At 72.9% G+C, this 25,848-nt stretch carries 25 protein-coding genes; 11 read left to right on the forward strand and 14 right to left on the reverse strand.

Annotation, left to right across the window (positions count from 1 at the left end):
* Positions 1-107: 107 nt before the first annotated feature.
* The 9 genes from BM223_RS06735 to BM223_RS06775 are packed head-to-tail and all read right to left on the reverse strand — an operon-like array spanning position 108 to position 9,989.
* A complete protein-coding gene (locus BM223_RS06735) occupies positions 108-1,979 on the reverse strand; it encodes an AMP-dependent synthetase/ligase (RefSeq protein WP_038680639.1) in 1,872 nt (623 codons plus the stop codon).
* Positions 1,980-2,008: 29 nt separating this feature from the next.
* Entirely contained in the window at positions 2,009-3,121 is a 1,113-nt protein-coding gene (locus BM223_RS06740) for an MlaD family protein (protein WP_038680637.1), read from the reverse strand.
* Positions 3,118-4,107 (reverse strand): MCE family protein, encoded by a 990-nt coding sequence (locus tag BM223_RS06745; RefSeq protein ID WP_038680635.1) that lies wholly within the window; start codon positions 4,105-4,107, stop codon positions 3,118-3,120. Before BM223_RS06745 ends, BM223_RS06740 begins: the two co-directional genes overlap by 4 nt.
* Positions 4,104-5,231, reverse strand: coding sequence for an MCE family protein (locus tag BM223_RS06750; protein WP_038680633.1), 1,128 nt, complete (start codon positions 5,229-5,231; stop codon positions 4,104-4,106). The genes BM223_RS06745 and BM223_RS06750 overlap by 4 nt, the downstream gene beginning before the upstream one ends.
* Positions 5,228-6,199, reverse strand: a complete 972-nt coding sequence (locus tag BM223_RS06755; RefSeq protein WP_038680631.1) for an MCE family protein — start codon at positions 6,197-6,199, stop codon at positions 5,228-5,230. The genes BM223_RS06750 and BM223_RS06755 overlap by 4 nt, the downstream gene beginning before the upstream one ends.
* Positions 6,199-7,260 (reverse strand): MCE family protein, encoded by a 1,062-nt coding sequence (locus BM223_RS06760; protein WP_052138887.1) that lies wholly within the window; start codon positions 7,258-7,260, stop codon positions 6,199-6,201. Before BM223_RS06760 ends, BM223_RS06755 begins: the two co-directional genes overlap by 1 nt.
* A complete protein-coding gene (locus tag BM223_RS06765; RefSeq protein WP_038680629.1) occupies positions 7,257-8,336 on the reverse strand; it encodes an MCE family protein in 1,080 nt (359 codons plus the stop codon). Before BM223_RS06765 ends, BM223_RS06760 begins: the two co-directional genes overlap by 4 nt.
* Before the next feature lie 16 nt (positions 8,337-8,352).
* A complete protein-coding gene (locus tag BM223_RS06770; RefSeq protein ID WP_038680627.1) occupies positions 8,353-9,183 on the reverse strand; it encodes an MlaE family ABC transporter permease in 831 nt (276 codons plus the stop codon).
* Positions 9,180-9,989, reverse strand: coding sequence for an MlaE family ABC transporter permease (locus BM223_RS06775; protein WP_052138886.1), 810 nt, complete (start codon positions 9,987-9,989; stop codon positions 9,180-9,182). The genes BM223_RS06770 and BM223_RS06775 overlap by 4 nt, the downstream gene beginning before the upstream one ends.
* A gap of 142 nt (positions 9,990-10,131) precedes the next feature.
* On the opposite strand from BM223_RS06775, the gene BM223_RS06780 reads away from it, so the two are divergent.
* Positions 10,132-10,893, forward strand: coding sequence for a MerR family transcriptional regulator (locus BM223_RS06780; protein ID WP_052138885.1), 762 nt, complete (start codon positions 10,132-10,134; stop codon positions 10,891-10,893).
* Here BM223_RS06780 and BM223_RS06785 read toward each other — a convergent pair.
* Positions 10,868-11,326, reverse strand: a complete 459-nt coding sequence (locus BM223_RS06785) for a protein-tyrosine phosphatase family protein (protein WP_038680625.1) — start codon at positions 11,324-11,326, stop codon at positions 10,868-10,870. The two genes, BM223_RS06780 and BM223_RS06785, sit on opposite strands and share 26 nt — an antisense overlap.
* 47 nt (positions 11,327-11,373) lie before the next feature.
* On the opposite strand from BM223_RS06785, the gene ndk reads away from it, so the two are divergent.
* From ndk to BM223_RS06820, 7 genes are all read left to right on the forward strand, one after another.
* Entirely contained in the window at positions 11,374-11,784 is a 411-nt protein-coding gene (gene ndk / locus BM223_RS06790; RefSeq protein ID WP_038680623.1) for a nucleoside-diphosphate kinase, read from the forward strand.
* Positions 11,785-11,984: 200 nt separating this feature from the next.
* On the forward strand, positions 11,985-13,016 hold the full coding sequence (locus BM223_RS06795) for a rod shape-determining protein (protein ID WP_269465042.1): 1,032 nt from the start codon (positions 11,985-11,987) through the stop codon (positions 13,014-13,016).
* Positions 13,016-13,951, forward strand: a complete 936-nt coding sequence (gene mreC / locus BM223_RS06800) for a rod shape-determining protein MreC (protein ID WP_038680621.1) — start codon at positions 13,016-13,018, stop codon at positions 13,949-13,951. Before BM223_RS06795 ends, mreC begins: the two co-directional genes overlap by 1 nt.
* Positions 13,948-14,547, forward strand: coding sequence for a rod shape-determining protein MreD (gene mreD / locus BM223_RS06805; protein ID WP_052138884.1), 600 nt, complete (start codon positions 13,948-13,950; stop codon positions 14,545-14,547). The genes mreC and mreD overlap by 4 nt, the downstream gene beginning before the upstream one ends.
* Before the next feature lie 3 nt (positions 14,548-14,550).
* Positions 14,551-16,680 carry a penicillin-binding protein 2 gene (gene mrdA, locus BM223_RS06810; RefSeq protein ID WP_038680620.1) on the forward strand — a complete coding sequence of 710 codons (2,130 nt, stop codon included), beginning with the start codon at positions 14,551-14,553 and terminating at the stop codon, positions 16,678-16,680.
* Positions 16,677-17,900 (forward strand): rod shape-determining protein RodA, encoded by a 1,224-nt coding sequence (gene rodA / locus BM223_RS06815; protein WP_075018485.1) that lies wholly within the window; start codon positions 16,677-16,679, stop codon positions 17,898-17,900. The genes mrdA and rodA overlap by 4 nt, the downstream gene beginning before the upstream one ends.
* Before the next feature lie 38 nt (positions 17,901-17,938).
* Positions 17,939-18,433 (forward strand): HIT family protein, encoded by a 495-nt coding sequence (locus BM223_RS06820; RefSeq protein ID WP_038680618.1) that lies wholly within the window; start codon positions 17,939-17,941, stop codon positions 18,431-18,433.
* A gap of 47 nt (positions 18,434-18,480) precedes the next feature.
* On the opposite strand, the gene BM223_RS06825 is transcribed toward BM223_RS06820, so the two are convergent.
* Positions 18,481-19,767, reverse strand: coding sequence for an HNH endonuclease signature motif containing protein (locus tag BM223_RS06825; protein WP_038680616.1), 1,287 nt, complete (start codon positions 19,765-19,767; stop codon positions 18,481-18,483).
* Between the two features lie 108 nt (positions 19,768-19,875).
* On the opposite strand from BM223_RS06825, the gene BM223_RS28285 reads away from it, so the two are divergent.
* The 3 genes from BM223_RS28285 to BM223_RS06840 all read left to right on the forward strand — a co-directional run bounded on the left by BM223_RS28285 (position 19,876) and on the right by BM223_RS06840 (position 22,875).
* Positions 19,876-20,421 (forward strand): hypothetical protein, encoded by a 546-nt coding sequence (locus BM223_RS28285; protein WP_038680614.1) that lies wholly within the window; start codon positions 19,876-19,878, stop codon positions 20,419-20,421.
* Between the two features lie 72 nt (positions 20,422-20,493).
* Positions 20,494-21,222, forward strand: a complete 729-nt coding sequence (locus tag BM223_RS06835) for a YcnI family copper-binding membrane protein (protein WP_038680612.1) — start codon at positions 20,494-20,496, stop codon at positions 21,220-21,222.
* An 18-nt stretch (positions 21,223-21,240) separates the two neighbouring features.
* Positions 21,241-22,875: a copper resistance CopC/CopD family protein gene (locus BM223_RS06840; protein WP_052138883.1), complete on the forward strand. Its 1,635-nt coding sequence runs from the start codon at positions 21,241-21,243 to the stop codon at positions 22,873-22,875.
* 7 nt (positions 22,876-22,882) lie between these two features.
* On the opposite strand, the gene BM223_RS06845 is transcribed toward BM223_RS06840, so the two are convergent.
* Genes BM223_RS06845 through BM223_RS06855 form a run of 3 tightly spaced genes read right to left on the reverse strand, consistent with a single transcriptional unit; the run spans position 22,883 to position 25,803 of the window.
* Positions 22,883-23,782 (reverse strand): SCO4651 family lipoprotein, encoded by a 900-nt coding sequence (locus tag BM223_RS06845; RefSeq protein ID WP_038680610.1) that lies wholly within the window; start codon positions 23,780-23,782, stop codon positions 22,883-22,885.
* A gap of 24 nt (positions 23,783-23,806) precedes the next feature.
* Positions 23,807-24,688, reverse strand: a complete 882-nt coding sequence (locus BM223_RS06850) for a hypothetical protein (RefSeq protein ID WP_052138882.1) — start codon at positions 24,686-24,688, stop codon at positions 23,807-23,809.
* Positions 24,685-25,803 (reverse strand): calcium:cation antiporter, encoded by a 1,119-nt coding sequence (locus BM223_RS06855; protein ID WP_038680609.1) that lies wholly within the window; start codon positions 25,801-25,803, stop codon positions 24,685-24,687. The genes BM223_RS06850 and BM223_RS06855 overlap by 4 nt, the downstream gene beginning before the upstream one ends.
* Positions 25,804-25,848 lie beyond the last annotated feature (45 nt).

Raw genomic sequence — 25,848 nt, forward strand, 5'->3', positions numbered from 1 at the left:
GACACGCCGACGGCAACGGCGTGGAAGCAACGACAAGCGGCGCGAAGGCAGGTGGACAGCGTGTTACCCGACGATCGGCCGGGCACGGCCCCGCGCCCGGCCGGGCCTCAGCCGTAGAGCCGCTCCAGGACGTCGGCGTACTTGGCGTGGACGACGCGGCGCTTGAGCTTGAGCGTCGGCGTGAGCTCCTCGGACTCCGCGGTCCACTCGACCGGCAGCAGCTCCCAGGCCTTGACCTGCTCGGGGCGGGAGAGCCGCTCGTTGGCGGCGTCCACGGCCTGCTGCGCCATCGCCAGGATGGCGGGGTGCTCGGCGAGCTCGGCGAGCGACGTCCCGGCCGGGATGCCGAGCTGGGCGCCGACGAGGGGGGCGATCTCGGCGTCGAGGGTGAGCACCGCGACGACATAGGGGCGGCCCTCGCCGAAGACGAGGGCGTGGCCGACGAGGGGGCTCTCCTTGAGGTAGTTCTCGATGTTGGATGGCGCGATGTTCTTGCCGGAGGAGGTCACGATGATCTCCTTCTTGCGGTCGACGACCTTGAGGAAGCCGTCGTCGTCGAGCTCGCCGATGTCGCCGGTGTGGACCCAGCCGTCGGCGTCGATCAGCTCCGCCGTCGCGGACTCCTGCTGGTAGTAGCCCTTCGACGCGACCGGGCCGCGGGCGAGGATCTCGCCGTCCTCGGCGATGGCGATCTCGATGCCGGGCAGGGCGCGGCCGACGGTGCCGAGGCGGAAGTCGTCGGGACCGCAGGCGGTGACGGCGGCACAGGTCTCGGTCATGCCGTAGACGTCGTAGATCCGCATGCCCAGACCCGCGAAGAAGCGGGCGACCTCGAGCGGCATCGGTGCCGCGGCCGAGGCCGCCCACTCGCAGCGGTCGAGGCCGAGCAGGGCGCGCAGGAAGGCGAGCAGCCCGGCGTCCGCGGCCTGGAAGCGAGCCTCGAGCTCGGGCGAGATGGTGCCGCCGGTCTGCTGCGCCTCGACGTACTCGAGGCCGATCGCGAGCGCCCCCTCGACCTGCGCCTTCTTCTCGGGGTCGGTCTCGGCGGCGAGCTTGGCGGAGATGCCGGTCTTGATCTTCTCCCAGACCCGCGGGACGCCGAAGAAGCGCGTCGGGTGCACCTCGCCGAGCGCGCCCAGCAGCAGCGCCGGGTCGGCGATGAGGTGGATGTGGGCGCCGTTGACCTGGGGGATGTACATGCCCAGCGTGCGCTCGGCGATGTGCGCGAACGGCAGGTACGAGATGAAGTCGTTGTGCTGGGTGGGCGCGGCGGTGCGCAGCGAGCACGCGCACTCGTAGAGCACCGCGTGGTGGGTGAGGACGACGCCCTTCGGGTTGCCCGTGGTGCCCGACGTGTAGAGGATCGTGAGCGCGTCGTCGGGGGCGATCGACGCGGTCCGCTCGGCCAGCTCGGCGGCGTGCTCGGCCCGCCAGGCCGCACCCTCGGCGACGAACGCATCCCAGGTGACGAAGCGGTCGTCGCCGGCCGGTGCCTCGGCGTCGATGACGACGACCCGGCGCACCGACGTGCTCGCGGCGAGCGCCCGCTCCCACCGGGCCAGGTGGTCCGCGCTCTCCAGGACGACGACCGCGGGCTCGGCGTGCCCCGCGACGAACGCGACCTGCTCGGGCGACAGCGTGTTGTAGACCGACATCGAGACGGCGGCCGCGTGCACGGCACCCAGGTCGGCGACGACGTGCTCGATCCGGTTGCTCGCCATCAGTGCCACCCGGTCGCCGGCCGCGACGCCGGACGCGACGAGCGCACCGGCCACGTCGAGCGCGCGCTCGCGCAGCTCGGTCCACCCGATGGTGCGCCATCCCGGGGCATATCCGGTGGACATGTCGATGCCGATCTTATCGGAGTACGCCGGACGCTCGCCCTCGGCGTCGGCCGTGCGGGCCAGCGCGATCGGCAGGGTGAGGCCGGCGATCTCCTGCTCGATCTCGGCGCGGATCGTCAGGGTGTCGGTGCTCATCGGGTTCCTCTCGGTGTGCGGGTGGGGGGCTACTGCTGGGGGACGCGGGCGGAGCCGCGGCCCTGGGTTCCGGGGGGCGGGTCGGTGCAGCGGACGTCGGTCCGGGGCGGGCGGCGCCGGGTGTCCTGGACGTCGCGCTGGACGCCACGGTCGTAGACGCAGTTCTTGAGGATGCGCGGCACGAGCACGACCCGGCCGCTGCCGTCGCGCGTGCTGCCGGCCATCACGTCGGCCTGCACGGGCGCCCAGTCCAGCCAGTGCTGGAGCCCGCGCAGGTGCCGGGCGGCCATCTCGCTGAGGGGCACGCCGTCGCGCAGCATCCGGCGCAGCTCGGGCGAGGCCGCACGCCACCAGCGCTGCAGGCGGGGGAGCAGGTCGAGCGACGTCGCGACCGTCCGGCGCACGGCAGGCGTGGCGTCGGCCAGTGACTGCGCGATCGCCTCGAGGTCGGTGGCGAGCCGGCGCAGCTCGGGATCGAGGTCGGCCACCGTCCGCAGCGGCGTCTCGGCACGCCGGGCGAGGGTGGTGAGGTCGGGCTCGAGGCGCCGGAGCAGCGCGAACGCGGTCTCCATCTCGATGGCGAGCGAGCGCAGGTCGACGTCCTGGTCGCTGTCGCCGAAGATCGCCGCGGTCTCGGTGGCGATGGTGCGGATGTCGGCGACGTCGAGGTGCGCCATCAGGCCCTGCGCGTGGGCGAGCACCTCGGGCACGCCGAGCGGCACCGTGGTGTCGGCGACCGGCACGGTGGCACCGTCGGCGAGGAACGGCCCGCCGTCGCTCCGCGGGCGGACGTCGAGGTACTGCTCGCCGACCGCGGAGAGGTTGCGCACCTGCATCTCGCTGTCGCGCGGGAGGTCGACGTCCGCCTCGATCTTCAGCGTGGCGACGGCACCGACGCCCTCGTCGGCGGAGAGCCGGACGTCGCTGACCTCGCCGATCCGCTGCCCGCGGTAGGTCACCACCGAGCCCGGGTGCAGCCCGGCGGCCTGGGGGAGCTCGACGGTGATCGTGCGCGGACGGTGGAAGAGCGAGCCGCCGACGACGGTGTCGGCGACGTAGACGACGCCGCCGACCAGGATGAGCAGGATCAGCACCTGGGCGAGCCGGCTGCGGCGCTGCCAGACGCGGGCGGAGTCGTTCATCGCGGTGCTCCCGTCGCGGTGAGCGCCTTCAGGTCGAGCAGGAACGTCAGGTCGAAGTTGGCGAAGTCCCCGGGTGCCGCGCGGTCGCTGCCCTCGGCGAACGCGACGAGGCCGGCCATGACGCCGTCGACGTCCTTGCGGCCGTCGAGGAGCGACTGGACGACGGGCCGCATGTCCTTCAGCTGCGCCACCAGGTCGGCGCGGACCGCCTTCGTGAGCGGGGTGGCGACGGCGTCGAAGCGCTGCAGCGACGCCAGCGCGGCGACGATCTCGTCGCGCTGCTCGTCGAGCGTGGTCACCAGGTCGGTGAGCTCGGTCAGCGAGCGGGTGATCACGGGCAGGTCGCCGGCCAGCCGCGTGGTGAGCCGGTCGAGCGCACCGGTCAACCGGTCGAGCCGGGGGAGGTCCTGGTCGAGGTCGGTGACGGCGGTGTCGAGCCGGCCGAGCAGGCGGCGTACGTCGTCGGCGTTGCCGGTGAGCGCGGTGTCGAGCTCGTGGACGATCGTGGAGATGTCGGCGAAGCTGCCACCGGTGACGACCGTCGACAGTGCGCTGAGCAGGTCGGTGACGTCGGGGGCGGCGCCGGTCGCGGCCGCCGGGATGGTCGCACCCTCGGCGAGCACCTCTCCCTCGGCGGCCGGGAAGAGCTGCACGAAGGCGGTGCCCATCGGCGAGGTCAGCCGGATCTCGGCGCGCGAGCCGGCCCGCAGCCGCACGCTGGTCGACAGCGCCAGCTCGACCTCGGCGACGTAGTCGCCCGCCTCGACCGCGGTGACCTGGCCGACGGTCGCGCCGTCGAGCTTGACCGGTGCGTCGACGGGGAGGTTGAGGGCGTCGGTGAACTCGATCGTCAGCGGGTACGTCGGTCCGTCGACGAGCTTCGGCAGCGGGACGTCCTCGAGCGTGAGCCCGCACCCCGCCGTACCGGTCACGACCCCGCCCAGCACCAGGAGAACGGCGAGCCCGCGTCGCAGCCGCCCGGTCACGGGATCGCCCCCGGCAGCCCGTTGTAGAGCCCGTCGAGGATCGGGTCGAGCACGCCCGTGCCCTGGCCGTTGAAGAGCAGCCCGCAGACCCGGGTGCCGGTCTCGCCGACGAGCTTCTCGGCGAACACCCGGCACGTGTGGTCGCGGAACATCGCCGAGAACGGGCCGGCGCTGAACGCGAACTGCACGCGCAGCCGGCCCAGGTCCCAGTCGTAGGCCCGGGCGAAGTTCTCGGCCATCGTGGGCATCGTGTCGAAGGCCTCCTCGAGGGAGTCCTGGTGCCGGCGCACGATCCCGACCACGTCGGCCAGCCCGGCCAGGTCGTCGCCGAGCACGGCGCCGTTGTCCTTCAGGAAGCGGTCGGCCAGCCGGGTCAGCTCGTCGAGGCTGTCGAGCGTGGCGACGAGCGCCTCGCGCTGGTCGGCGAGGACGCCGCCGGTGTCGGCCGCCGCGTGCGTGAACGTCCGCAGCGCCCGGTCGCGCTCCGCGAGCGTGGTGACCAGCGTGACGAGGTTCTTGCTGACGGCAGTGAGGTCGGCGTCCTTGGCGTTGATCGTGGCGAGTGCGTCGCGGCTCTCAGCCAGTGCGGCCCGCAGGTGCGGTCCGTTGCCCTTCAGTGCCCGGGCGGTCGTGGACAGGACGTCGCCGAGGCCGGTTCCGCGGCCCTCGCTGCCGAGGGTGCCGTCGAGGGCCCGCACCAGGTCGTCGACGGCGGTGGCGATCTCGTCGACGGTCGCGGGTGCCCGGGTGTGCGACGCCTCGATGTGCGCGCCGTCGCGCAGCGTCGGGCCGCCGTCCCAGGCCGGGCCGAGCTCGATGAACCGGTCGGTGACGAGCGAGCCCTGGAGGATCTCCGCGCCGGCGTCCGCGGGCACGCGGGTGTCGGGCGCGAGGTGGAGGACCACGCGCATCGTCGTGCCCCGCGGCTCGATGCGGACGATCTCGCCGACCTTGACGCCGAGGTAGGTCACGTCGTTTCCGACGTAGACGCCGGTGGTGTCGGCGAAGTCGGCCGTCACGACGAGGTCGTCGGGGTCGTCGCCGCCGACCAGCCGCGCGCCGGACAGCCCGGCTGCCGCGACCAGCGCGAGGACGAGGGCGGTGAGCAGGAGGCGGCGGCTCATCGGCAGTCCTCCGGCGTGATCGAGCAGACCAGGTCGTCGGGGACGATCGCCCACGGCGCGTTGACGCCGAGCCACGGGCCGTCACCGGTGGCGTTGGTGAACACGCGCATCGTCGGACCGGCCAGCCGCATCGTGCGCTCGAGGTCGGCGCGGTGGTCGTCGAGCACCGCGAGCACCCGGCGCAGGTCGCGCAGCGCGGGGGTGAGCTGCGGCGCGCTCTGCCGGACGACGGCGGTGAGCCCGGTGACGAACCGGTGCGCATCGCTCAGCAGCGCGCGCAGCGTGTCCTGGCGCTCCTGCACCATCCGCAGCACGGTGGTGCCGTTGCCGAGCACCCGGTCGAGCTGGGCGGTCTGGTCGAGGACGAGGTCGGTGACCGCGCGGGTCGAGGCGAGCAGGTCGTCGAGCTGCTGCTCGCGGTCGGTGGCGATGGCGGAGACGCCGGCGATCCCGTCGAGAGCGTCCCGCAGTTCCTCGGGTGCCACCGCCAGGTCGGTCGCGAGCACGTCGATGGCCTGCTGCACCCGGTCGAGGTCGAGCGCCTCGACCTGCGGCGTCGACTCCAGCCAGAACCGCTCGATCGTGTAGCTGTCGACCGCGTGCCGCACGCCGATCGTCGCGCCGCCGGCCAGCGCGTCGCCGGCGCCGGGGGAGAGCGCGAGGAAGCGCTCGCCGAGGATCGAGAGGAGCTTGACCTCGACCGTGCTGTCGGTGGTGACGCCGAGGTCGCCGGGTGCCTGGTCGAGCGTGAACCGGACGTCGACCTGGTCGCGGTCGGCGGTCACGGCGCGGACCTTGCCGACCTTCAGGCCCGCGACCCGGACGTCGTCCCCGGGCTCGATGCCGGCCGCGTGCCGCAGCCGCACGTGGTACGACGGATCGCCGCCCAGCGCCCGGACACCCAGGAGGAGCAGCCCGAGCACCACGGCCGCGACGACGGCGCGCAGCGGCCAGCCGAGACGGGTCATCAGCGGCACCTCTTCGAGAACCGGTTGCCCGTGACGCCGAGGTCGAGGGTGGTGGGCACCCCGGCCAGCCCGGCCGAGAGGGTGCAGACGTAGACGTTGAGGTAGCTCCCGTAGCCGAGCGTGCGCAGGTAGGTGTCGAGCTGCTTCGGGACCGCGCCGCCGGTACGGGCGAGCAGGTCGCGCCGCTCGGCGAGGTAGCGGAGCCACGGGTTGCTGAGCCGGGCGACGTCGACGGCCGGGCCGCCGGCCTCGTCGACCAGGTCGGCGGTGGTGGCGGACAGCCGGGCCAGCGCGTCGAGGCTGGTGCCGATCCGGTCGCCGTCCCGGGCGAGTCCGGAGGTGAGCGAGGCGAGGCCGTCGACCAGGGCGGTGACCTCGGTGCGGTGCTCGGCGGTCGTGCGCAGCACCAGGGTGACGTTGTCGACGACCCGGGCGAGTGCCGCGTCCCGGTCGACGAGGCCGGAGGTGAGCTCGGCGGTCTGCTCGAGCAGGTGGCGCAGCGTCGGTCCCTGGCCCTGCAGCACCTGGACGATGTCGGTGGCGAGCTGGTTGATGTCGCCGGGCTGGAGCAGGTCGAAGATCGGCTCGAACGCGTTGAACATCGCGGTCAGGTCGAGCGCGGGACGGGTGCGGGCGAGCGGGATCCGGTCGCCGTCGTGCAGCCGGCCCGCCTGCTGCTCGGCCCCGGACGGCCGGGAGAGCGCGACATAGCGCTGACCCATGAGGTTGAGGTAGTCGATCGCCGCGACGACGTCGTCGTGGAGCCGCTGGTCGGCGGCGACGCTCAGCGTGACGACGGCGAGCCCGCGCTCGTCGCCCGTGCCGACCCGGGTGCCGGTGACCCGGCCGACCCGGACGCCGGCCACCCGGACGTCGTCCCCGGCGCGCAGGCCGGTCGCGTCGCGGAAGACCGCGGTCACGCTGATCGTGTCGCCGCTGGTCGAGCGGGACAGCGTCCCGGCGACCATGCTGGTGAGCACGACGGCGACCGCGGCGAAGACGGCGACCCCGAGGACCGCGGACTTGTGCCGGCGCAGCTCGCTGAGCTGGCGGCTCCTCATCGCGCACCCCCGCACCGGCCGTGCAGCCCTCGGTAGGTGGGGCAGTCGGCCGGATCGCTCGCGTCGTAGGGGTCGAGAAGCTGGGGGGCGAGCACGCCCTCCATCTGGATCCGGCCGTTCTCGACGGCGGCCGCGCCGTTGCGCAGGAGCACCGGGACCTTGCGCAGCAGCAGCGCGAACGCCGGGTAGCGCTGGGCGAAGACCTCCAGGTTGGCGGCGGTCGCGTTGAGCAGCCGCGCGGTCGCGGCGCCGTTGGTGCGCAGGAAGGTCGCGACGTCGTCGGTGAGCGCGGCCGTCCCGGTGAGGAGGGTGGTGGTGCCGTCCTGCTGCTCGACCAGCGTGCGGGCGAGCGGGCGAGTGTCGCGCAGCGCCGCGACCAGCTGCGGCTCGACGTCGCCCGCCAGGTCGGTGTCGCGGGTGAGCAGGTCGAGGTCGCGGCGCACCTGCGGCTGGAGCGCCGTCCACCGGGCGAGGAAGGCGTCGCCGTCGCGGACCAGCTCGGCGATCCGGGCGCCGCGGCCGTCGAGCGCGTCGGCGAGCTGGGAGAGCGCGACATCCCACTGGGCGGGGTCGACCGCGGCGAGGAGCCGCTGGGTCGCGGAGAAGGTGTCCATCAGGCGCAGCGTCGCCACCGACCGGTCGGCCGGGACGACGGCGCCGTCGGCGAGGTGGGTGGACGCCGTGGGCGCGGCCTTCGAGCGGGCGGCGACCAGGTCGACGTACTCGTTGCCGAAGAGGGTGCCGGGCAGCACCCGGGCGCGCACGGCGGCCGGGATGAGGTCGGCGTGCTCGGGGGCGACGAGCACCTCGGCGGTGGGGCCGGCCGGGTCGACCCGGGTCACCCGGCCCACGCGCAGGCCGTTGAACTTCACGTCGGAGTTGATGCCGAGGGTGTCGCCGACCGTGGGCAGCTGCACGGTGACCCGGACGTCGCCGCTGAGCACGCCGAGCGTCTGCAGCCCGAGCACGCCGGCGAACAGCCCGAGAACGAGGAACCCGGCCAGCCCGACCGCGGCGAGCCGCAGTCGCAGCACCACGGGATCGACCCGGGAGTGGGGGAACAGGAACTCGCTCATCGTGTCGTCGCCGCCGTCACCCGGAGATCTGGACCTGCTGGTCGACGCCCCACAGGACGAGCGTCAGCAGGATGTCGACGACGGTGAGCGAGATGATGCTGGCCCGGATCGCGCGGCCGGTGGCGCGGCCGACGCCCTCGGGCCCGCCGGTGGCGGTGAAGCCGTGGTAGCAGTGGATCAGGGTGACGACGGTGGTCAGCACGACCACCTTGATCGCCGAGTAGATGACGTCGACCGGCGCGACGAACGTGCGGAAGTAGTGGTCGTAGGTGCCGGCCGACTGGCCGTAGAACGTGGTGACCATGACGTCGGTGGCGACGTACGTGCCGACCAGGCCGATCAGGTAGAGCGGCAGGACGACGATCCAGGCCGCGACCAGCCGGGTGCTGACCAGGTAGGGGATCGGCCGGATCGCCATCGACTCCAGGGCGTCGATCTCCTCGCTGATCCGCATCGCGCCCAGCCGCGAGGTGAAGCCGCAGCCGATGCGCGCCGCGAAGCCGAGCGCGGCGACCATCGGCGCCAGCTCGCGGGTGTTGGCGTAGCCGGAGATGAAGCCGGTGAGCGGAGCCAGGCCGATCACGTCGAGGCCCTGGTAGCCCTCGAGGCCGACCTCGGTGCCGGTCAGCGTCGAGAGCAGCAGGACGACGCCGACCACGCCGCCGCCGACCAGGAAGATGCCCGAGCCGAGCGTCACGTCGGCGAGCACCCGGCGGATCTCGCCGCGGTAGCGGGTCAGCGCGACCGGCAGCGCCGCGACCGCGCGCCAGGCGAGCACGAGCTGCAGGCCGATGCCGGCGAGCGGACCGACCACCGCCCTGTCGACGGTCTGCTCGATCGCCGTCATCCGATCGGACCCCCGGCGAACGTGCTGTGCACCTGGGAGATGACGAAGTTGGCGGCGAAGAGCAGCACGAAGTTGGTCACCACCGCGCTGGTCACCGCGTCGCCGACGCCGGTCGGGCCGCCGCCGGCCCGCAGCCCCTTGTACGACGCGACCACGGCGCAGATGACAGCGAAGATCGCCGCCTTGGTCAGCGAGAGCCACAGGTCGGAGAGCTGGGCGAGCGTCGTCACCGACGCGAGGTAGCTGCCCGGCGGCAGGTCCTGCAGCACGACGCTGACGCCGAGCGTAGTGATGATCGTGAAGAACATGACGACGCCGTTGAGGAGCACGGCGACCGCGACGATCGCGAACATCCGCGGCACGACGAGCCGCTCGACGACCGGGAGGCCCATCACCTCCATCGCGTCGATCTCCTCGCGGATCCGGCGCGAGCCGAGGTCGGCGCAGATCGCGGAGCCGGCGACGCCGGAGAGCATCAGCGCGGTGATCAGGGGAGAGGCCTGGCGGACGACGGCGAGCGTGTTGCCGGCGCCGGTGAACGCCACCGCGCCGACCTCCTGGGCGAGCACACCGACCTGCAGCGCCAGGATGATGCCGAACGGCACGGACACGGCGAGCGCCGGCAGCGTGCAGACCCGGATGGCGTACCAGGTCTGCAGCACGGTCTCGGCGAGCGGGAAGCGGCGGCTGCCGATGCTGGTGAGGACCGCGGCGAACACCTGCCGGCCGAACCGCAGGAGGCCGACGACCTCGCCGAGCGGACGGGCGAGCGCCGGGAGGACGCGAGCCGCGCTGGTGGCCGGCATCGTCACTCCTGTCTCTCGCGGGGCAGTCGAGAATGACAGTAGAACTGTCACACCGGTACTGTCCCCGCGGATGTGACGTACGTCAACCCCTCCGTTCATCCCCGCGTTGCGTCGCTGAAATGACAGCCGTACTGTGACAGTCATGAGCGCCATCGGGGTCGAGTCGGGACCGTCGTCCGAGCGCGACGAGGGCCTGCGCACCATCGACGAGCTCGCCGCGGCCGCCGGCCTGACCGTGCGCACCACCCGCTACTACGCCAGCCTCGGCCTGCTCCCGCCGCCCGCGCGGCGCGGCCGGATGGCCTGGTACGACGACACCCACCTCGCCCGCCTCGAGATGATCCGGGCGCTCCAGGGGCACGGCTTCACGCTCCAGGCGATCGAGAAGTACCTCGCCTCGCTACCCGCCGACGCCGGCGTCGAGGACCTCGCCGTCCAGCGCGCGATGCTCACCTCCTGGACCGTGGGGGAGCCGGCCGAGCTCACCCGCCGCCAGCTCGACGAGCACGCCGGACGCCGGCTCACCGACGAGGAGGTCGCCCTGGTCGAGGAGTTCGGCATGCTCCGCCGGAGCACCGACGACCGCGGCCGAGTCCGCTACACGCCCGTGCACGGCTTCGACGTCGCCGTCGAGCTGCTCCAGGTCGACATCCCCGTGGCCGGCATGCGCGCGGCCGGCGAGGCCATCGAGCGGCACATGTCGGCGCTGGCCGAGGAGCTGACCGTCGTCCTGCACGACGAGGTCGTCGAGCCCTGGCGCCACGACCGCCGTCACTCCCGCGAGGATGCCGCCCAGCTCGAGGCCACCATCGCCACCCTGCGCCGGCTCACGCTCGAGGCCATCGTGCGCGGCTTCCAGCGCTCGGCCAACAAGGTGATCACCCGGTCGCTCGACCGCCGCTGACCCCGGGCCCGAACCGTCGTACGAACCGACGCTGGCCGAACGTCTCGACCGCGCGCGGGTGGTAGTGCCGTCGTACGAAGCCGACCGCCTCGTCCGGCGCGACGCCGTCGAGGACGGCGAGGCAGGCGAGCGTCGTACCGGTGCGTCCTCGGCCGCCGGAACACGCTACTTCGACACGCTCGGAGGCTGCCCGGCGCAGCACGTCGGTCAGGACGGCGGGGAGGTCGTCGGGGTCGGCCGGCAGCCGGAAGTCGGGCCAGCGCACCCAGCGGCTCGGCCAGGCCACGGGGTCCGGCGCCTTGCCGAGCAGGTACACGCCGTAGGTCGGGAGCGGGCCGGCGGGCAGCGGCCGGCTCAGTCCCCGTCCCCGCACCCGCAGCCCGGAGGGGAGGGTGAGCACGCCCGGCGCCGCCGGATCCCACAGCTCGTCCACGGGGCCAACCTACAAACGGCCGGGACGCATGGCCTAGGGTCACGCACGTGACCCAACGCACCCTCGTCCTCCTCAAGCCCGACGCGGTCCGCCGCGGCCTGGTCGGCAACGTGCTGGCCCGGTTCGAGGCCAAGGGACTGAGCATCGTCGCCCTGGAGCACCGCCACATCGACGCCGCGATGGCCGACGCCCACTACGCCGAGCACGTCGAGCGCGACTTCTACCCGCCGCTGCGCACGTTCGTCACCAGCGGTCCGCTCGTCGCGCTCGTCCTCGAGGGCGACGAGGCCATCGAGGTGGTCCGCGCGCTCAACGGGGCGACCGACGGCCGCAAGGCGGCGCCGGGCACCATCCGGGGCGACCTGTCGCTGTCGAACCGCGAGAACCTCGTGCACGGCTCCGACTCGCCGGAGTCGGCGGAGCGCGAGATCGCGCTCTGGTTCCCGAACCTCGGCTGAGCCCGGGGTACTACACCACGCCGACACGGCGTGGCTACCCCGTGTGACCGCCTTCCTTGCTTACGCTCGCTGACGGAGGCCGTCGGAGCGTGCGCACGGAGGTCTCCCCGGTGATCTCCCCGGGGTGAGCCGGCTTCCCCAGACGCGCGCGAGCGGACCCGGCCCCAACCGGTCGGTCCGGCGACGTCTTGCGAGGAAGCGTGAGGGCGAACTCCATCATCGGCCGCGACATGGCCGTGGACCTCGGCACCGCGAACACGCTCGTCTATGTCCGCCGGCGGGGTGTGCTGCTCGACGAGCCGAGCGTCGTGGCGCTCAACGACAGCACCGGCGAGGTGATCGCCGTCGGGCACCAGGCCAAGCAGATGCTGGGCCGGACGCCGGACAACATCACCGCCCTGCGCCCCCTGCGCGACGGCGTGATCGCCGACTTCGAGGCGACCGAGCAGATGCTGCGCCACTTCATCGCGCGCGTGCACCGGCGCCGCTACTTCGCGAAGCCGCGGATGGTCATCTGCGTCCCCAGCTCGATCACGCCGGTCGAGCAGCGCGCGGTCAAGGAGGCCGGCTACCAGGCCGGCGCCCGCCGCGTGTACGTCGTCGAGGAGCCCATGGCCGCGGCGATCGGCGCCGGGCTGCCGGTGCACGAGGCGACCGGCAACATGATCGTCGACGTCGGCGGCGGCACCACCGAGGTCGCCGTCATCTCCCTCGGGGGCATCGTCACGTCGCTCTCGATCCGCACCGCCGGCGACGACCTCGACGCCGCGATCATCGCGTGGATGAAGAAGGAGCACGGCGTCATGCTCGGCGAGCGCACCGCCGAGGACGTGAAGATGACGCTCGGCTCGGCCTTCCCTCGCCCGGGCGAGCCCGAGGGCGAGGTCCGCGGCCGGGACATGGTGACCGGCCTGCCGCGCACGGTCGAGGTGACCAGCGCCGACGTCCGGCACGCGCTCGAGGAGCCGCTCCACGCGATCGTCGACGCCGTCCGGGTCACGCTCGACCAGACCCCGCCCGAGCTGGCCGGCGACATCATGGACCGCGGCATCGTGCTCACCGGCGGCGGCGCCCTGCTCCGCGGCCTCGACGAGCGGATCCGCCACGAGACCGGCATGCCCGTCCACGTCGCCGACGACCCGCTGGTCTCGGTCGCGATGGGCGCGGGCCGCTGCGTCGAGGAGTTCGAGGCTCTCCAGCAGGTGCTCGTCACCAACCCCCGGCGGTTCTGATGGCACCCGTACGCCGCACCGGCGCCTCCCGTGGCGGTCCGCTCGACGGCGAGCGCGACGCCGGACGCCCCTCCCGCTCGCTCGTGGTCGCGCTGGTGCTCGCCAGCGCCGCGCTGATGGCGGTCGACAAGGCCGGTGGCGACGGCTCGCCGCTCGACGCCGCCCGCCGCGTGGTCGGCGAGGTGGTCGGGCCGGCCCAGGCCGGGGTGGCCTCGGCGGTCCGCCCGGTCACGTCGATCCCGGACCGGTTCCGCACCAACGGCGCGCTCCGCGAGGAGGTCGCGACGCTCGCCGCCGAGAACCAGGAGCTCCGCAACCGGTCCGACAAGGCGGCCTACAACGCCAACCAGGCCAAGTCCCTCAAGGACCTGCAGGCCGTGGCCGGCGACCTCGGCTACGCGCTCGTGCCCGCGCGGGTGATCTCGATGTCCTCGGCCCAGTCGGCGCGCAGCTCGGTCGTCCTCGACGCCGGCTCCGACGCGGGCCTGCACCCCGACATGACCGTGGTGGCGGGCGAGGGCCTGGTCGGGCGGATCACGTCGGTGACCGCGCACACCGCGACGGTGCTGCTCATCGTCGACGACTCGTCGTCGGTCGGCGGCCGGATCGGCGACAACATGGAGCTCGGCTTCGTCCGCGGGCACGGCACGCTCGGCGTCGACGACCGGCTCGAGCTCGAGCTCGCCGACCGCAAGGTCGTCCCCAAGGCCGGCCAGACGGTCGTCACGTGGGGGAGCGAGGGCGGTTCCCCCTATGTCGCGGGCGTCCCGATCGGCACCGTGCAGAAGGTCTACGAGTCTCTGCGCGAGACCTCCTACCGCGCGGTGATCACGCCGGCGGTCGACTTCACTGCTCTCGACCTGGTCGGTGTGGTGGTGCCCTCGGGCACCGCCGGCCGGGTGATCGAGGCCGACGGAAGCCTGGTGACGCGATGAGGACCGGCTCCACCGCGCGGCTGGTCGCGGTCCTGCTCGCCGTCGTGGCCGCGCTGCTGCTGCAGGTCACCGTGCTGCCGCCGTTCGCGTGGCAGGTCGGCGGCCTGGGCGTCGTCCCGGACCTCGTGCTGCTCGCCGTGGTCGCCACCGCGCTCGCCACCGACACCCGGTTCGCCACGCTCACCGGCTTCTTCGCCGGGCTGATGCTCGACCTCGCGCCGCCGGCCGACCACATCGCCGGCCGCTGGGCGCTCGCGCTCATGGCGGTCGGGTACGTCGTGGGCCGGCTCGTCCACGACAACGCCGGCGACGCCGGTGCGGGCAGCCGCTTCGCCCGCGAGGGCGTCCGGCGTCCGCCGCTGCCGGTGCTGCTGGGCGCGGCCGCGGGCGGCTCCTTCGTCGGCACGTCGGTGTTCGCGCTGACCGGCCTGCTCCTCGGCGACTCGGGTGCCGCGGTCGGCGACCTGCTCACGGTCGCCGTCGTCGCGCTCGTGCTCGACGTGGTCGTCGCGCTGCTCGTGATCCCCGCGTCCTTCTGGCTCTTCCGCCGGCTGACCAGCGACAGCCCCTCGCAGCGGATGCGGGTGCGGGTCTAGGACATGGCCACCACCGCATCCCACCGCAGCCGGCTCCGCCTGGTCGTGCTGCAGACCCTCGTCTTCTCGCTGCTCGCCACCCTCGGCGCCCGGCTCTACTACCTCCAGGTCATCTCGGGGGAGCAGTACCAGGGCCAGGCCGCGTCCCAGTCCGTGCGCGACATCGTCGTCCAGCCCCAGCGCGGGCTCGTCGTCGACGCGATGGGCCGTCCCCTCGTCAGCAACCGGCTGATCTGGGTGGTCTCGCTCGACCGCACCCTGCTCGGCCGGATGTCCGAGGCCGACCGCACCGAGCTGCTCCACCGCACCGGTCGCGCGATCGGCATGAAGGCCCACAAGATCGAGGCCAAGCTGCTCCTCTGCGGGGACGCCGACGCCGTCGCCGGCACCTGCTGGAACGGCTCGCCCTACCAGCCGGTCCCCGTCGCGCTCGACGTCCCGGAGGCCGCGGCGCTGCGGATCCTCGAGCAGCCCGAGGACTTCCCGGGCGTCGTCGTCGACCGGCAGAGCGTGCGCCAGTACCCCGCTCCCTACGGCGTCAACGCGGCGCACCTGCTCGGCTACCTCAGCCCGATCACCAAGGACGAGCTCGAGTCCGCCGAGGAGGCCGGCGACAGCTCGGTCAACGGCGCCTCCGTCGTCGGCCGGGCCGGCGTCGAGAAGGAGTACGACGAGTGGCTGCGCGGCCAGCCCGGCTACCAGCAGGTCGCCGTCGACTCCAAGGGCCGGGTCCGCCAGGACGTCTCGGACCTCGAGGCGCAGCCCGGCGACACGCTCGTGACGTCGATCGACGCCAAGGTGCAGAGCGTCGTCGAGAAGCAGCTCGCCGACATGATCGCCACCCAGCGCGCCACCCGCGACCCGGTGACCAACCGCAACTTCGAGGCCGACTCCGGCGCGGCCGTCGTGATGGAGGCCAAGACCGGCCGGATCGTCGCGATGGCCAGCCAGCCGACGTACGACCCCTCGGTCTGGGTGGGCGGCATCACCGACAAGCAGCTCAAGAGGCTCTACTCCGAGGCAGCCGGGACGCCGCTGCTCGCGCGCTCCTTCCAGGGCCAGTTCGCGCCCGGCTCGACGTGGAAGCCGTTCATGACCGTCGGCGCGATGACCCACGGCTACACGCCGTCCACGATCCTCAACTGCTCGTCGTCGGTGCAGATCGGCAACCGCGCCTTCCACAACCACGAGTCGGCCGGCTACGGCCCGATCTCGTTCGCGAAGGCGCTCGAGGTCTCCTGCAACACCTTCTTCTTCCAGGTGGGCATGCACTTCTGGCAGACGCTCGGCTCCGACCCCGACGACGTCAACGCCAAGGACCCGCTGGTCGAGCAGGCCGAGAAGTTCGGCTTCGGCAAGCGCACCGGCGTCGACCTGCCGGGCGAGGCGTCCGGCCGGGTCGCCGACCGCAAGTGGAAGCGCGACTACTACGAGTCGATGAAGGGCTACTACTGCGGCATCGCGAAGAAGCCGCAGGACGACAAGACGTCCGACTTCGTCTACAAGTTCTCCCGCGAGTTCTGCATCGAGGGCTGGAAGTACCGCCTGCCCGACGCCGCCAACTTCGCCATCGGCCAGGGCGACACCATCGTCACGCCGCTGCAGCTGGCCCGGGCGTACGCCGCGATCTCCAACGGCGGCACGCTGTGGGAGCCGCGCGTGGGCAAGGCGATCGTCTCGCCCGAGGGCCAGGTGATCCGCGAGATCAAGCCCCAGAAGGACCGCAAGGTCAAGATCCCCGCCACCGTGCTGCGCTACCTCGACGACGCGCTCAAGGGCGTCGCGACCGTCGGCACGATGCAGTGGAAGCTCGGCGGGTTCCCGCTCGACAAGGTGCAGATCCGCGCCAAGACCGGCTCCGCCGAGGTCTACGGCAAGCAGTCGACGGGCTGGGTCGCGTCGTACACCAAGGACTACGTCGTCGTGATGATGATGAGCCAGGGCGGCACCGGCTCCGGGTCGACCGGTGACGGCGTCCGCGCCATCTGGGAGGCGCTCTACGGCGTCGAGGGCGACCAGGTGAAGCCCGGCAAGGCCGCCATCCCCGGCACCACCCCGCCGCGCAACCTCCCCGTCTTCGGTGAGGACGGCTCGATCCTGCCGCCCGGGCGGAGCAAGGGAGACGACTCGTGAGCAACCGGATCCAGGCCGGCTCCCGGCCGCACCGCACCACCGCCTCGCGCCGGGTCTCGTTCCTGCGCTGGGCCGAGATCGACCGGGTGCTCCTCGCCGCCGTCCTCCTGCTCTCGATGCTCGGCTGCCTGCTCGTCTGGTCGGCCACCCTCGAGCGCAACGACCTCACCGGCGGCGACACCCGCGCCTTCCTGCTCAAGCAGGTGGTCAACGTCGTCATCGGTCTCGGCCTGATGGCGCTCGTCGTCGTCACCGACCACCGGTGGGTCCGGATCCTCGCGCCCATCGGCTACCTCATCGCCATCGGCGGCCTGCTCCTCGTGCTCGTGATGGGCTCGACGGTCAACGGCTCGCGCTCGTGGCTGATGCTCGGCGGGATGTCGTTCCAGCCCTCCGAGCTCGCCAAGCTCGCGGTCATCGTCGGCATGGCGCTCGTCGTCGCCGAGCGCAGCGACCGCCGCTGGCGCGACCGGGTCGGCACCCTGGACGTCGTCCTGATGCTGCTCGTGGCCGGCGTGCCCGCCGTCCTGATCCTGGCCCAGCCGGACCTCGGCACCATGCTCGTCCTCACCGCCACCGTCTTCGGCGTCATCGCCGCCTCCGGCGCCGACCGCCGCTGGCTCGGCCTCCTCGCCGTCGGCGGCATCGGCGCGGCCGCCTTCGCCGTCGTCAGCGGGATGTTGAAGGAGTACCAGGTCGACCGCTTCCTGGCCTTCACCAACCCCGCCCTCGACCCCAAGGGCGCCGGCTACAACGTCGAGCAGGCCCGGATCGCCGTCGGCAACGGCGGCCTCTTCGGCCAGGGCCTCTTCCAGGGCTCGCAGACCCAGTCCGGCTTCGTCCCCGAGCAGCACACCGACTTCGTCTTCACCGTCGCCGGCGAGGAGCTCGGGCTCGCCGGGGCCGCCCTCATCGTCCTGCTCCTCGGCGTGATCCTCTGGCGCGCCCTCCGGATCGCTGCCCGCACCGACGACGTCTTCGGCCGGATCGCCGCCGCAGGCATCGCCTGCTGGTTCGGCTTCCAGGCCTTCCAGAACATCGGGATGTGCCTCGGCATCATGCCCGTCACCGGCGTCCCGCTGCCCTTCGTGTCGTACGGCGGCTCGTCGATGTTCGCCGGGATGCTCGCCGTCGGCCTGCTCCAGAACATCCACCTGCGGACGCTCTCGGCACCGGCCTCGCGGCTCGCCCCGCAGCAGCGGGTCCTCGTCCGGTCGTGACCGGAGCCGACGGTTCCGACGGTTCCGACGTTTCCGACGTGCCCGACTTCCGGGCTGATCGGGTCGGTACCGCCCTCGCCGGCACCAACCCCACCGTCCTGCGCCGGCTCGGCGCGGGCTTCGCCGTCATCGGCGACGTGCAGCACCTGCCCGGCTACTGCGTCCTCATCACCGACGACCCCACCGCCGACCAGCTCACCGACCTCCCCGTGGCGCGCCAGCACGCCTTCCTCGCCGACCTGGCCCTCCTCGGCCGAGCCGTCGCCTCCGTCTGCGCCCGCCGCGACCCGGCCTTCCGCCGGATCAACCTCGAGATCCAAGGCAACACCGACGCCTTCCTCCACGCCCACGTGACGCCTCGCTACACCTGGGAGCCGCCCGAGCTCGTCGGCTGGCCGGCCGCCCTGCACCACTGGGAGCGCCGGGTGGACGTCGTACGGGACGGGCTGGGGGTGGCCCACGACGGTCTCCGTGCGGAGCTGGTCGCGGCGATCGATCGTGAGGTTGCCTCGGGTCGGGGTCTTCTTTACTGATGGCGTGGTGGCGCGCCGCAAGGGTCTAGGTAGCTGGTTGCGGTTCGTCAGTTGGTTTCTGGTTGTTGCCGGTACACCCCTGGCTCGGGGTCCTCGCGATCATCGGAGTGCTCTTGTGGGTGTGTTCCGCGGTGGCTCACCTCGAAGTGGAAGCCGGACGGGCTTCGCCACAGGTACGTGCCGGTCGTGGTGACTTGGTAGCGCCAGGTGCTGTGGGTCTTGGCGCGGTGGTGGCGTCGGCACAGTGGGACGAGGTTGCAGGGGCAGGTTGGCCCGCCTTGGCCGTGGGGTGTGGCGTGGTCGAGGTCGCAGCGCATGGCTGCTCGGGTGCAGTACGGGAAGCGGCAGGTGTGGTCGCGGAGCTCGACTTGCTGGCGGTGGCGGTCGGGGATCTCGTAGGCCGTGACCGGCACATGGTCGGCGAGGTCGATCACCGGTCGGACCGTCACCGACATGCCCGGCTGGGCGAGCCACTCGCGGATCTGCGCCGCGCTGATCGGGGTCTGGTCCCAGCGGCCGACCGGGTTGGCGCCGGTCCCGGTCCCGAGCAGGGTCGTGTCGGTGATGTGCACGTTGAGCACGGCACGGCGGCCAGATGAGCCCTCAAGATCGAGCGTCAGGTCGTTGCGGGCGAGGTCGCCGAGGGCCTGGGAGCGGCGCACATCCAGGCTCGCCTCGTTGCCCAGCCGGCCCAGCAGCGTGGCGCGGCGGCTGATCGCCTGGTCGAGGTCGGCACCGTCGGCGGCGTCGAGGAGGCCGTCGATCGAGACCAGGCCGTTGGTGTCGGCGGCGCCGACCTCGACATAGCGGTGGTCGGTCGCGGCCGCCCGCTCGGCCTCGTAGCGCTCGGGGTCGAAGCGGATGACCGCCTCCGCAATCAACCGCTCCAGTTGGGCCCAGCCGACTCCGGTGGCGTTGAACAACTGGCGATCCACGAAGGCGGCGGCCTCGCGACACAGGGGCCGCGTGGCCTCGGCGATCCGCTCGGCCCGCCACGGCGCCAACCGCCCCGCCATCACCGACGCATAGACCTGCGGGAGGCGCCACGCGCACTCCAGGACCCGGCCGACGTAGACCCGGCCACCGTCGGGGGAGCGGCCCAGCACGGCGATCAGCTCCATGAGTGCGAACTCCGAGACCAGCGGCGCGCCCTCGCCCGCGATCGGCAGGCCCGTGTCGACGAAACCGTCCCGGATCGTTGCTACACCCGCCCCCGGATCAGCCACGGTGTTGCCCGCGGCCCACTCCACGATCCCGGCCCACTCGGCAACCACCGACTCCTCCCGCACCCGCACCCCAGCCCGGAGGTCGGCGAGAAGCGCAGTCGAAGTCATACCCGTATTAGATCAGGAGGGTCCGACACAACCCCGCGGCCAACCCCCGCGCCGACCTCAGGCACACGCGACTTAGAGCCCTCACCGGATCTCCGGCAAGATGGGCCCGTGCTGACCGTCCGCCGTACGCCGCGCCGTCGCGTGGCCGTACCGGCGCTGCTCGGCAGCCTCGAGAGCGTGACCGCGCTGGTCCTGGCGCATGTCGCGGCCGGCGGAGCAGTCCCGGAGCTGTGGTGGCTGGGGCTCGTCGCCGTGGCCGTGTACGGCGCCGGAAGCCTCGTGCTGCACCGGCGGGCGAGCATCCGGGTGGTGCTGCCGGTGCTGGTCGCGGTGCAGCTGCTGGGTCATGCGTGGCTGGTGGCGCTCTCGCCCGGGATGCACGGGCACGAGCACGCGATGACGGCGTTCCTCGGGCTCACGCCGGCGATGCTGGGCGCGCACCTGCTCGCGGCCGTCGTCACCGGGACCATGTGGTCGCTGCGGCGACGTGCGGTCGAGGTGCTGCTGGCGTGGACGGAGCCGGGCCGGCTCCCCGCGCCGCGGCTGCGTCCGCAGCGGGTGGTCCTGGTCGCACCGGCGCCGGCGCGGCGCGGGCACCGGGCGCTGGCGCCCACGCGGGGACCGCCGGCGGCGGTCACCGTCGCGCTCGTCTGACTCCGGTTCCGCGGAGGCGGGCGGCGCGCGCTGCCCACCCCTGACACCCGAGTCGAACGAAGAGAGAAATCCATGCAGATCCGCCGCTTCACCCTGCCCGCCGTCGGCGCCGCGACCGCCGCGCTCGGCCTCGTCGCGCTGAGCGCCGGCGCCGCCAGCGCGCACGTGACGGTCACCCCCGACACCACCTCCGCCGGTGGGTACGCCGTCCTGACGTTCGCCGTCCCGCACGGCTGCGAGGGGTCGCCGACCACGAAGATCGCGATCGCGATGCCCGAGGACGTCCCGCAGGTCACGCCGACGGTCAACCCCAGCTGGACCGTCGAGAAGGTCCAGGAGAAGCTCGACCCGCCGGTCAAGGACGCCCACGGCAACGAGGTCACCGAGCGGGTGAGCCAGGTCGTCTACACGGCCCGGACGCCGCTGCCCGACGGCTACCGCGACACGCTGGCGCTCTCGCTCCAGCTGCCCGAGAAGGAGGGCGAGACGCTCACCTTCCCGATCATCCAGACCTGCGTGAAGGGCTCGACCAACTGGAACGAGACCGCGGCCGAGGGCCAGGACGAGGAGGAGCTCGCGCACCCGGCGCCGTCGGTGACGATCACCGCGGCGAGCGCCGAGGGTGACCACCACGGCGGTGCGGAGGCCGAGTCCGACGGCGACAAGGAGTCCGACGCCAAGGCCGACAGCGACGACGGCGACGACGGCGACGGCAACGGCCTGGCGATCGGCGGTCTGGTGGCCGGCGTCGCGGGCCTCGCGGTCGGCGGCATCGCGCTCGCGCGCACCCGCAAGGCCTGAGGGACGACGATGCGTCGTGTGCCGGCGTTGATCCTGGCCGTGCTGGTCGCCGTCCTGACGGTGCTCGGCACGGCGACGTCGGCGTCGGCACACGCCACGCTCGTCTCCACCGACCCGGCGGAGGGGGCGGTGCTGCCGGAGGCGCCGTCGGAGGTGACGTTCACCTTCGACGAGCCCGTCCAGCTCGTCCCCGACGGGCTGCTGGCCTTCGACGCCGAGGGCAAGCGGGTCGACCTCGACCCGAAGGCCTCGGGCGTCGAGGTGACCGGCGAGCTGCCGGGTGATCTCGCCAACGGCACCTACGTGATCACCTGGCGGGTGGTCTCCGCCGACGGCCACCCGATCGCGGGCTCGCTGACCTTCCACGTCGGGGCGCCGAGCCCCAAGGTCGTCCCGCCGGGCTCGGTGACCACCGAGCCCGGTGCGCTGCCGACGGTCCAGGCAATCGTGCACGGGCTCGACTACGTCGCGCTGCTGCTGGCCGGCGGGCTCGCGGTGTTCCTGTCGTGGACGGTGCGCGGCGTCCGCCTCGCCGACGACGTACGACGCCGCCTGGTCCGGGTGCTGCGGGGCAGTGCGCTGGTGGCGGTCCTCGCGGCCGCGGCCGCCGTCCCGCTGGCAGGCGCCTACCAGCTCGGCTCCGGGCTGGACGGCGTCCTCGACCCGGCGGCGCTCGACCCGGGACTTGTCCAGCAGGACCTGCAGGTGCTGGCGCTCCAGGCGTTCGGTCTCGCCGTCGCCGCATGGGCGGCCGGTCAGCGACGCTCGTCGCTGGTCGTCGACCTCGTCACCGCGCTCGCGGTCTGGTCACCGGCCCTGGTCGGGCACACCCGCGCGTACGAGCCGAGCGCGCTGCTCGTCGTCACCGACGCGCTGCACCTCACCGCCGGGGCGGTCTGGCTCGGCGGGCTCACCGGGCTCGCGCTCACCCTGCGCTCGGTGGCGGGGCGGCCCAAGGACGCCGCGCTGCTGCTCACCCGCTTCTCCACGCTGGCCGCCGGGCTGCTCGCGGCGCTCGCGCTGTCGGGCGTCCTGCTCGGCTGGCGCATCGTCGGCTCGTGGTCGCGGCTGTTCGGCGAGACCTACGGCCGGCTGCTGCTGGTGAAGGTCGCGCTGGTGCTCGTCGTCGCCGCGATCGCCGCGGTCAACCGGTACCGGCTGCTCCCGCGGGTCACCGGCGACACCGGCCACGACGTACGACGCCAGGGCGCCGCGCTGGTCCGGCGCGCGGTCGTCGCGGAGGCGGCGCTGCTGGTCGCGGTCCTCGGCGTGACCGGCTTCCTGACCCAGAAGCCGCCCGGGGGCGAGCCGCCCGCGGCCGCCCCGACCGCCGACACCGGCGTGGTCACGGGCGTCGCGAGCGACGACCTCAAGGTGCTCGCCGTCCTCGATCCCGGGCCGGGCCTGCAGCGCCGGCTCATCGTCCAGGTGCAGAACCTGGCCGGCGACCCGCTCGACCTGCACGACGCCCCGGCGGTCGCCCTGCGCACGTCGTCCGTCGACCTGGGGGAGGTGCCGCTGACGCCGACCGGCTCCGGCACCTACGCCGCCGACGTGGTGTTCCCGACGACGGGCACCTGGAAGCTCCAGGTGAGCATCCGGGTCGACGAGTTCACCAGCCCGGTGACGACCGTCGACCTCGACGTGAAGTAGGCCGGCGTCAGGCGCCGAAGCCGGCCTGGCTCGGCGTGACGGTGTCCTTGTCGGCGGGGACGTCGATCTTCACGTCGGCGCCGTAGTCGGAGTAGACCTGCTCGGTGGTCGACTTCGAGCCCTGGATCTCGAACTCCTGGCTCATCTTGACCGGCCGGTTGTCGGCGTCGAGCCACAGGTCGATGGTCAGCTCGGGCGGCAGCAGCTTGCCGGCCTCGGCGGGGAGACCCGCGTTCTTGGCGAACTTCACCGAGTCGACCGTGACCCGGTAGTGGCTGGTGTCGACGCCCTCGACGTTCTCGTCGCCCACGAGGGTGAGGTCCTTCGGGTCGCCGAACACGGCCAGCTGCTTCTGCGGGTCGGCCAGCGCGAGGAGCGGCGCGAGCGGGCTGGACGCGTTGGACTTGTCCTTCGGGTCGAACTTCAGCCACTTGCCCGCCGGCACCGGGAGCCCGGCCCCCCGCAGGTAGATCACGCCGCCGGCGAGCACCGACTCGAACTGCTGGCTGCCCTTGGGGCTGGTCTTGGCGTGGGCGAGCAGCTGGTCGCCGTCGTAGCGGGCCTCGCTGTTGGTGGTCACCGACGCGCCCTGGGTGGTCGTCGTCCCGGTCGCCTTGTAGGAGCCGGCCTGCTTCTGCGCGTCGGCGATGGTCGCGAAGAACGTGCTCTTGTCGAGCGCGCCCGTCCCGGTGCCGCCGCCCGTGCTGGAGCCGGTGCCGGTGCCGGTGCCCTCGCTCGACGCGTCCCCACCGGGCGTGGTGGACGGCGACTCGCTGGAGCTCGCGGAGGTCTTGTCGCCGCTGGCGTCCTTGCCGTCGTCACCCCCGCCGCAGCCGGAGAGCAGCAGCGCCGAGGACAGCGTGGCTGCGATGGACGTGCGGACGAGCTTCGTGCGGAGGCCGGTCATGCTCACGGAGCCTAAAGCACGGTCCTAGCCCGTCACCGGGACCGTGACCGCCAGCTGGTGCAGCAGGCCGTCGACCCGCACCTGCACGAACATCCGGTAGTCGCCCGGCTGGGTGAAGACGGTGTGGAAGGTCAGCACGGTGCCGTCCTTCTCGGTCTCGGGTGCGCCATAGGGGTGGACGTGAACGAAGCCCCGGGTGCCGATCGCGAAGCCGGTCAGGTGCGCGGTCGCGCCGAGGTAGCTGCCCAGGGTCACCGCCTCGTCGCCCTCGGTCGTCACGACCAGGCGCAGCCGGCCGTTGTCGCCGACCTCGCCCGGGGCGACCAGGCGCACCTTCACCACGCCGTCGTCGCCGGTCTCGGCGCTCTCGCCGCGCGGCACCTCGGCGGGCTCCCAGGCGCCCGGCACGGTGAGCGTCTGGCCCAGCACGAGCGGGACGTCGGAGCCCTGGGGGATGAGCTCGGCGACCACGCGCCAGCGGCCGGGCGCGCCGAGGTCGACCTGGCCGCGCCAGGTGCCGTCGTCGCCCAGCACCGGGTGCAGGTGGCGGAACTCGGCGAGGTCGTCGCGCACGACGTAGAGGTGCAGGAGCTTGGTCTGCTCCTCGGTGTACGTCGTGAGCGGCCGGCCGCTCCGGTCGAGGACCCGGAACGACACCTCGCCGGGCCCGTCAGCCGCGGGAAGACGGACGTCGGCCATCCGGTAGCCCCGCACCTGCGCGGTCGTGCCGTCGCCGACCGGGTTGCCGATCGGGGTGACGCCCTTGCCGCCGTCCTTGGCGGGGGTGAGGACGATCCGGTCGCCGTCGGTGCTCGGGGTGTCGTCGGACCCGCACCCGGCGAGGACCGGGGCGAGCGCGAGGAGCGCGGCGACCCCGGCCGCGACGAGTGAGCGGCGAGCGGTCACGGCGAGACCGTGAGCAGCAGGAAGGCGGCGAGCAGCAGCAGGTGCACGACGCCGTTGAGCGGCTTGGCGCGGCCCGGGACGACGGTGAGGATGCCGACCATCGACGACAGCACGAGCAGCACGAGCTGCAGCGGCTCGAGGCCGAGCGCGAGATCGCCCTCGAGCCAGATCGAGGCGATCGCGATGGCCGGGATGGTGAGGCCGATCGACGCCATCGCCGATCCGTAGGCGAGGTTGAGGCTGATCTGGACGCGCTGGCGCGAGGCCGCCCGCACCGCGGCGATCGTCTCGGGGGCGAGGACGAGCATGGCGATGACCACGCCGACGACGGCGTGGGGGAAGCCGAGCCAGTCGACCGCGTCCTCGATGGAGTACGACTCGACCTTCGCCAGGCCGACCACGGTGACGAGCGAGAGGACGAGCAGGCCGACCGACGTCCAGGCCTCGCGGTTGGTGGGCGGGTCGGCGTGGTCGTCGCCGTCGGCGTCGTTGTCGGCGGTCCAGCCGCCGGGCGTGGACGTCGTGTTGGGGAGGAAGAAGTCGCGGTGCCGCACGGTCTGGGTGAACACGAACGAGCCGTAGAGCACGAGCGAGGCGAGCGCCGCGAAGGTCAGCTGCCCGCCGGTGAGGACCGGCCCGGACTCGCTGGTCGTGAACGCCGGGACGACGAGCGTCAGGCCGGCGAGCGTGATCACCGTCGCCAGCGCGGAGCCGGTGCCCTCGGGGTTGAAGGTCGCCAGGTGGTGGCGCACGGCACCCACGACCAGCGCGAGGCCGACGATGCCGTTGACGGTGATCATCACCGCGGCGAACACCGTGTCGCGCGCCAGCGTGGACGTGTCACCGCTGCCGGACACCATGAGCATCACGATCAGGCCGACCTCGATGACCGTCACCGCGACGGCCAGGAGGAGCGATCCGAAGGGCTCGCCGACCTTGTGCGCGACGACCTCGGCGTGGTGGACCGCGGCCAGCACGGCGGCGATCAGCGCGACCCCGATCAGGCTCGCCGCGAGGGGTGCGGGGTGGGTGCCCCAGCTGATCGCCAGCACGATCGCGGCCACGGGCGGCGCGATGACCGTCCACCCGAGTCTTCCGGAGGTGGAGGCGCTCATGGCCGGAATCCTACAAAAGCCCCCCAGCGACGATGACGGGCGGAC

Origin of the sequence: Pimelobacter simplex (assembly GCF_900114845.1) — a bacterium.
GTDB lineage: Bacteria > Actinomycetota > Actinomycetes > Propionibacteriales > Nocardioidaceae > Nocardioides > Nocardioides simplex.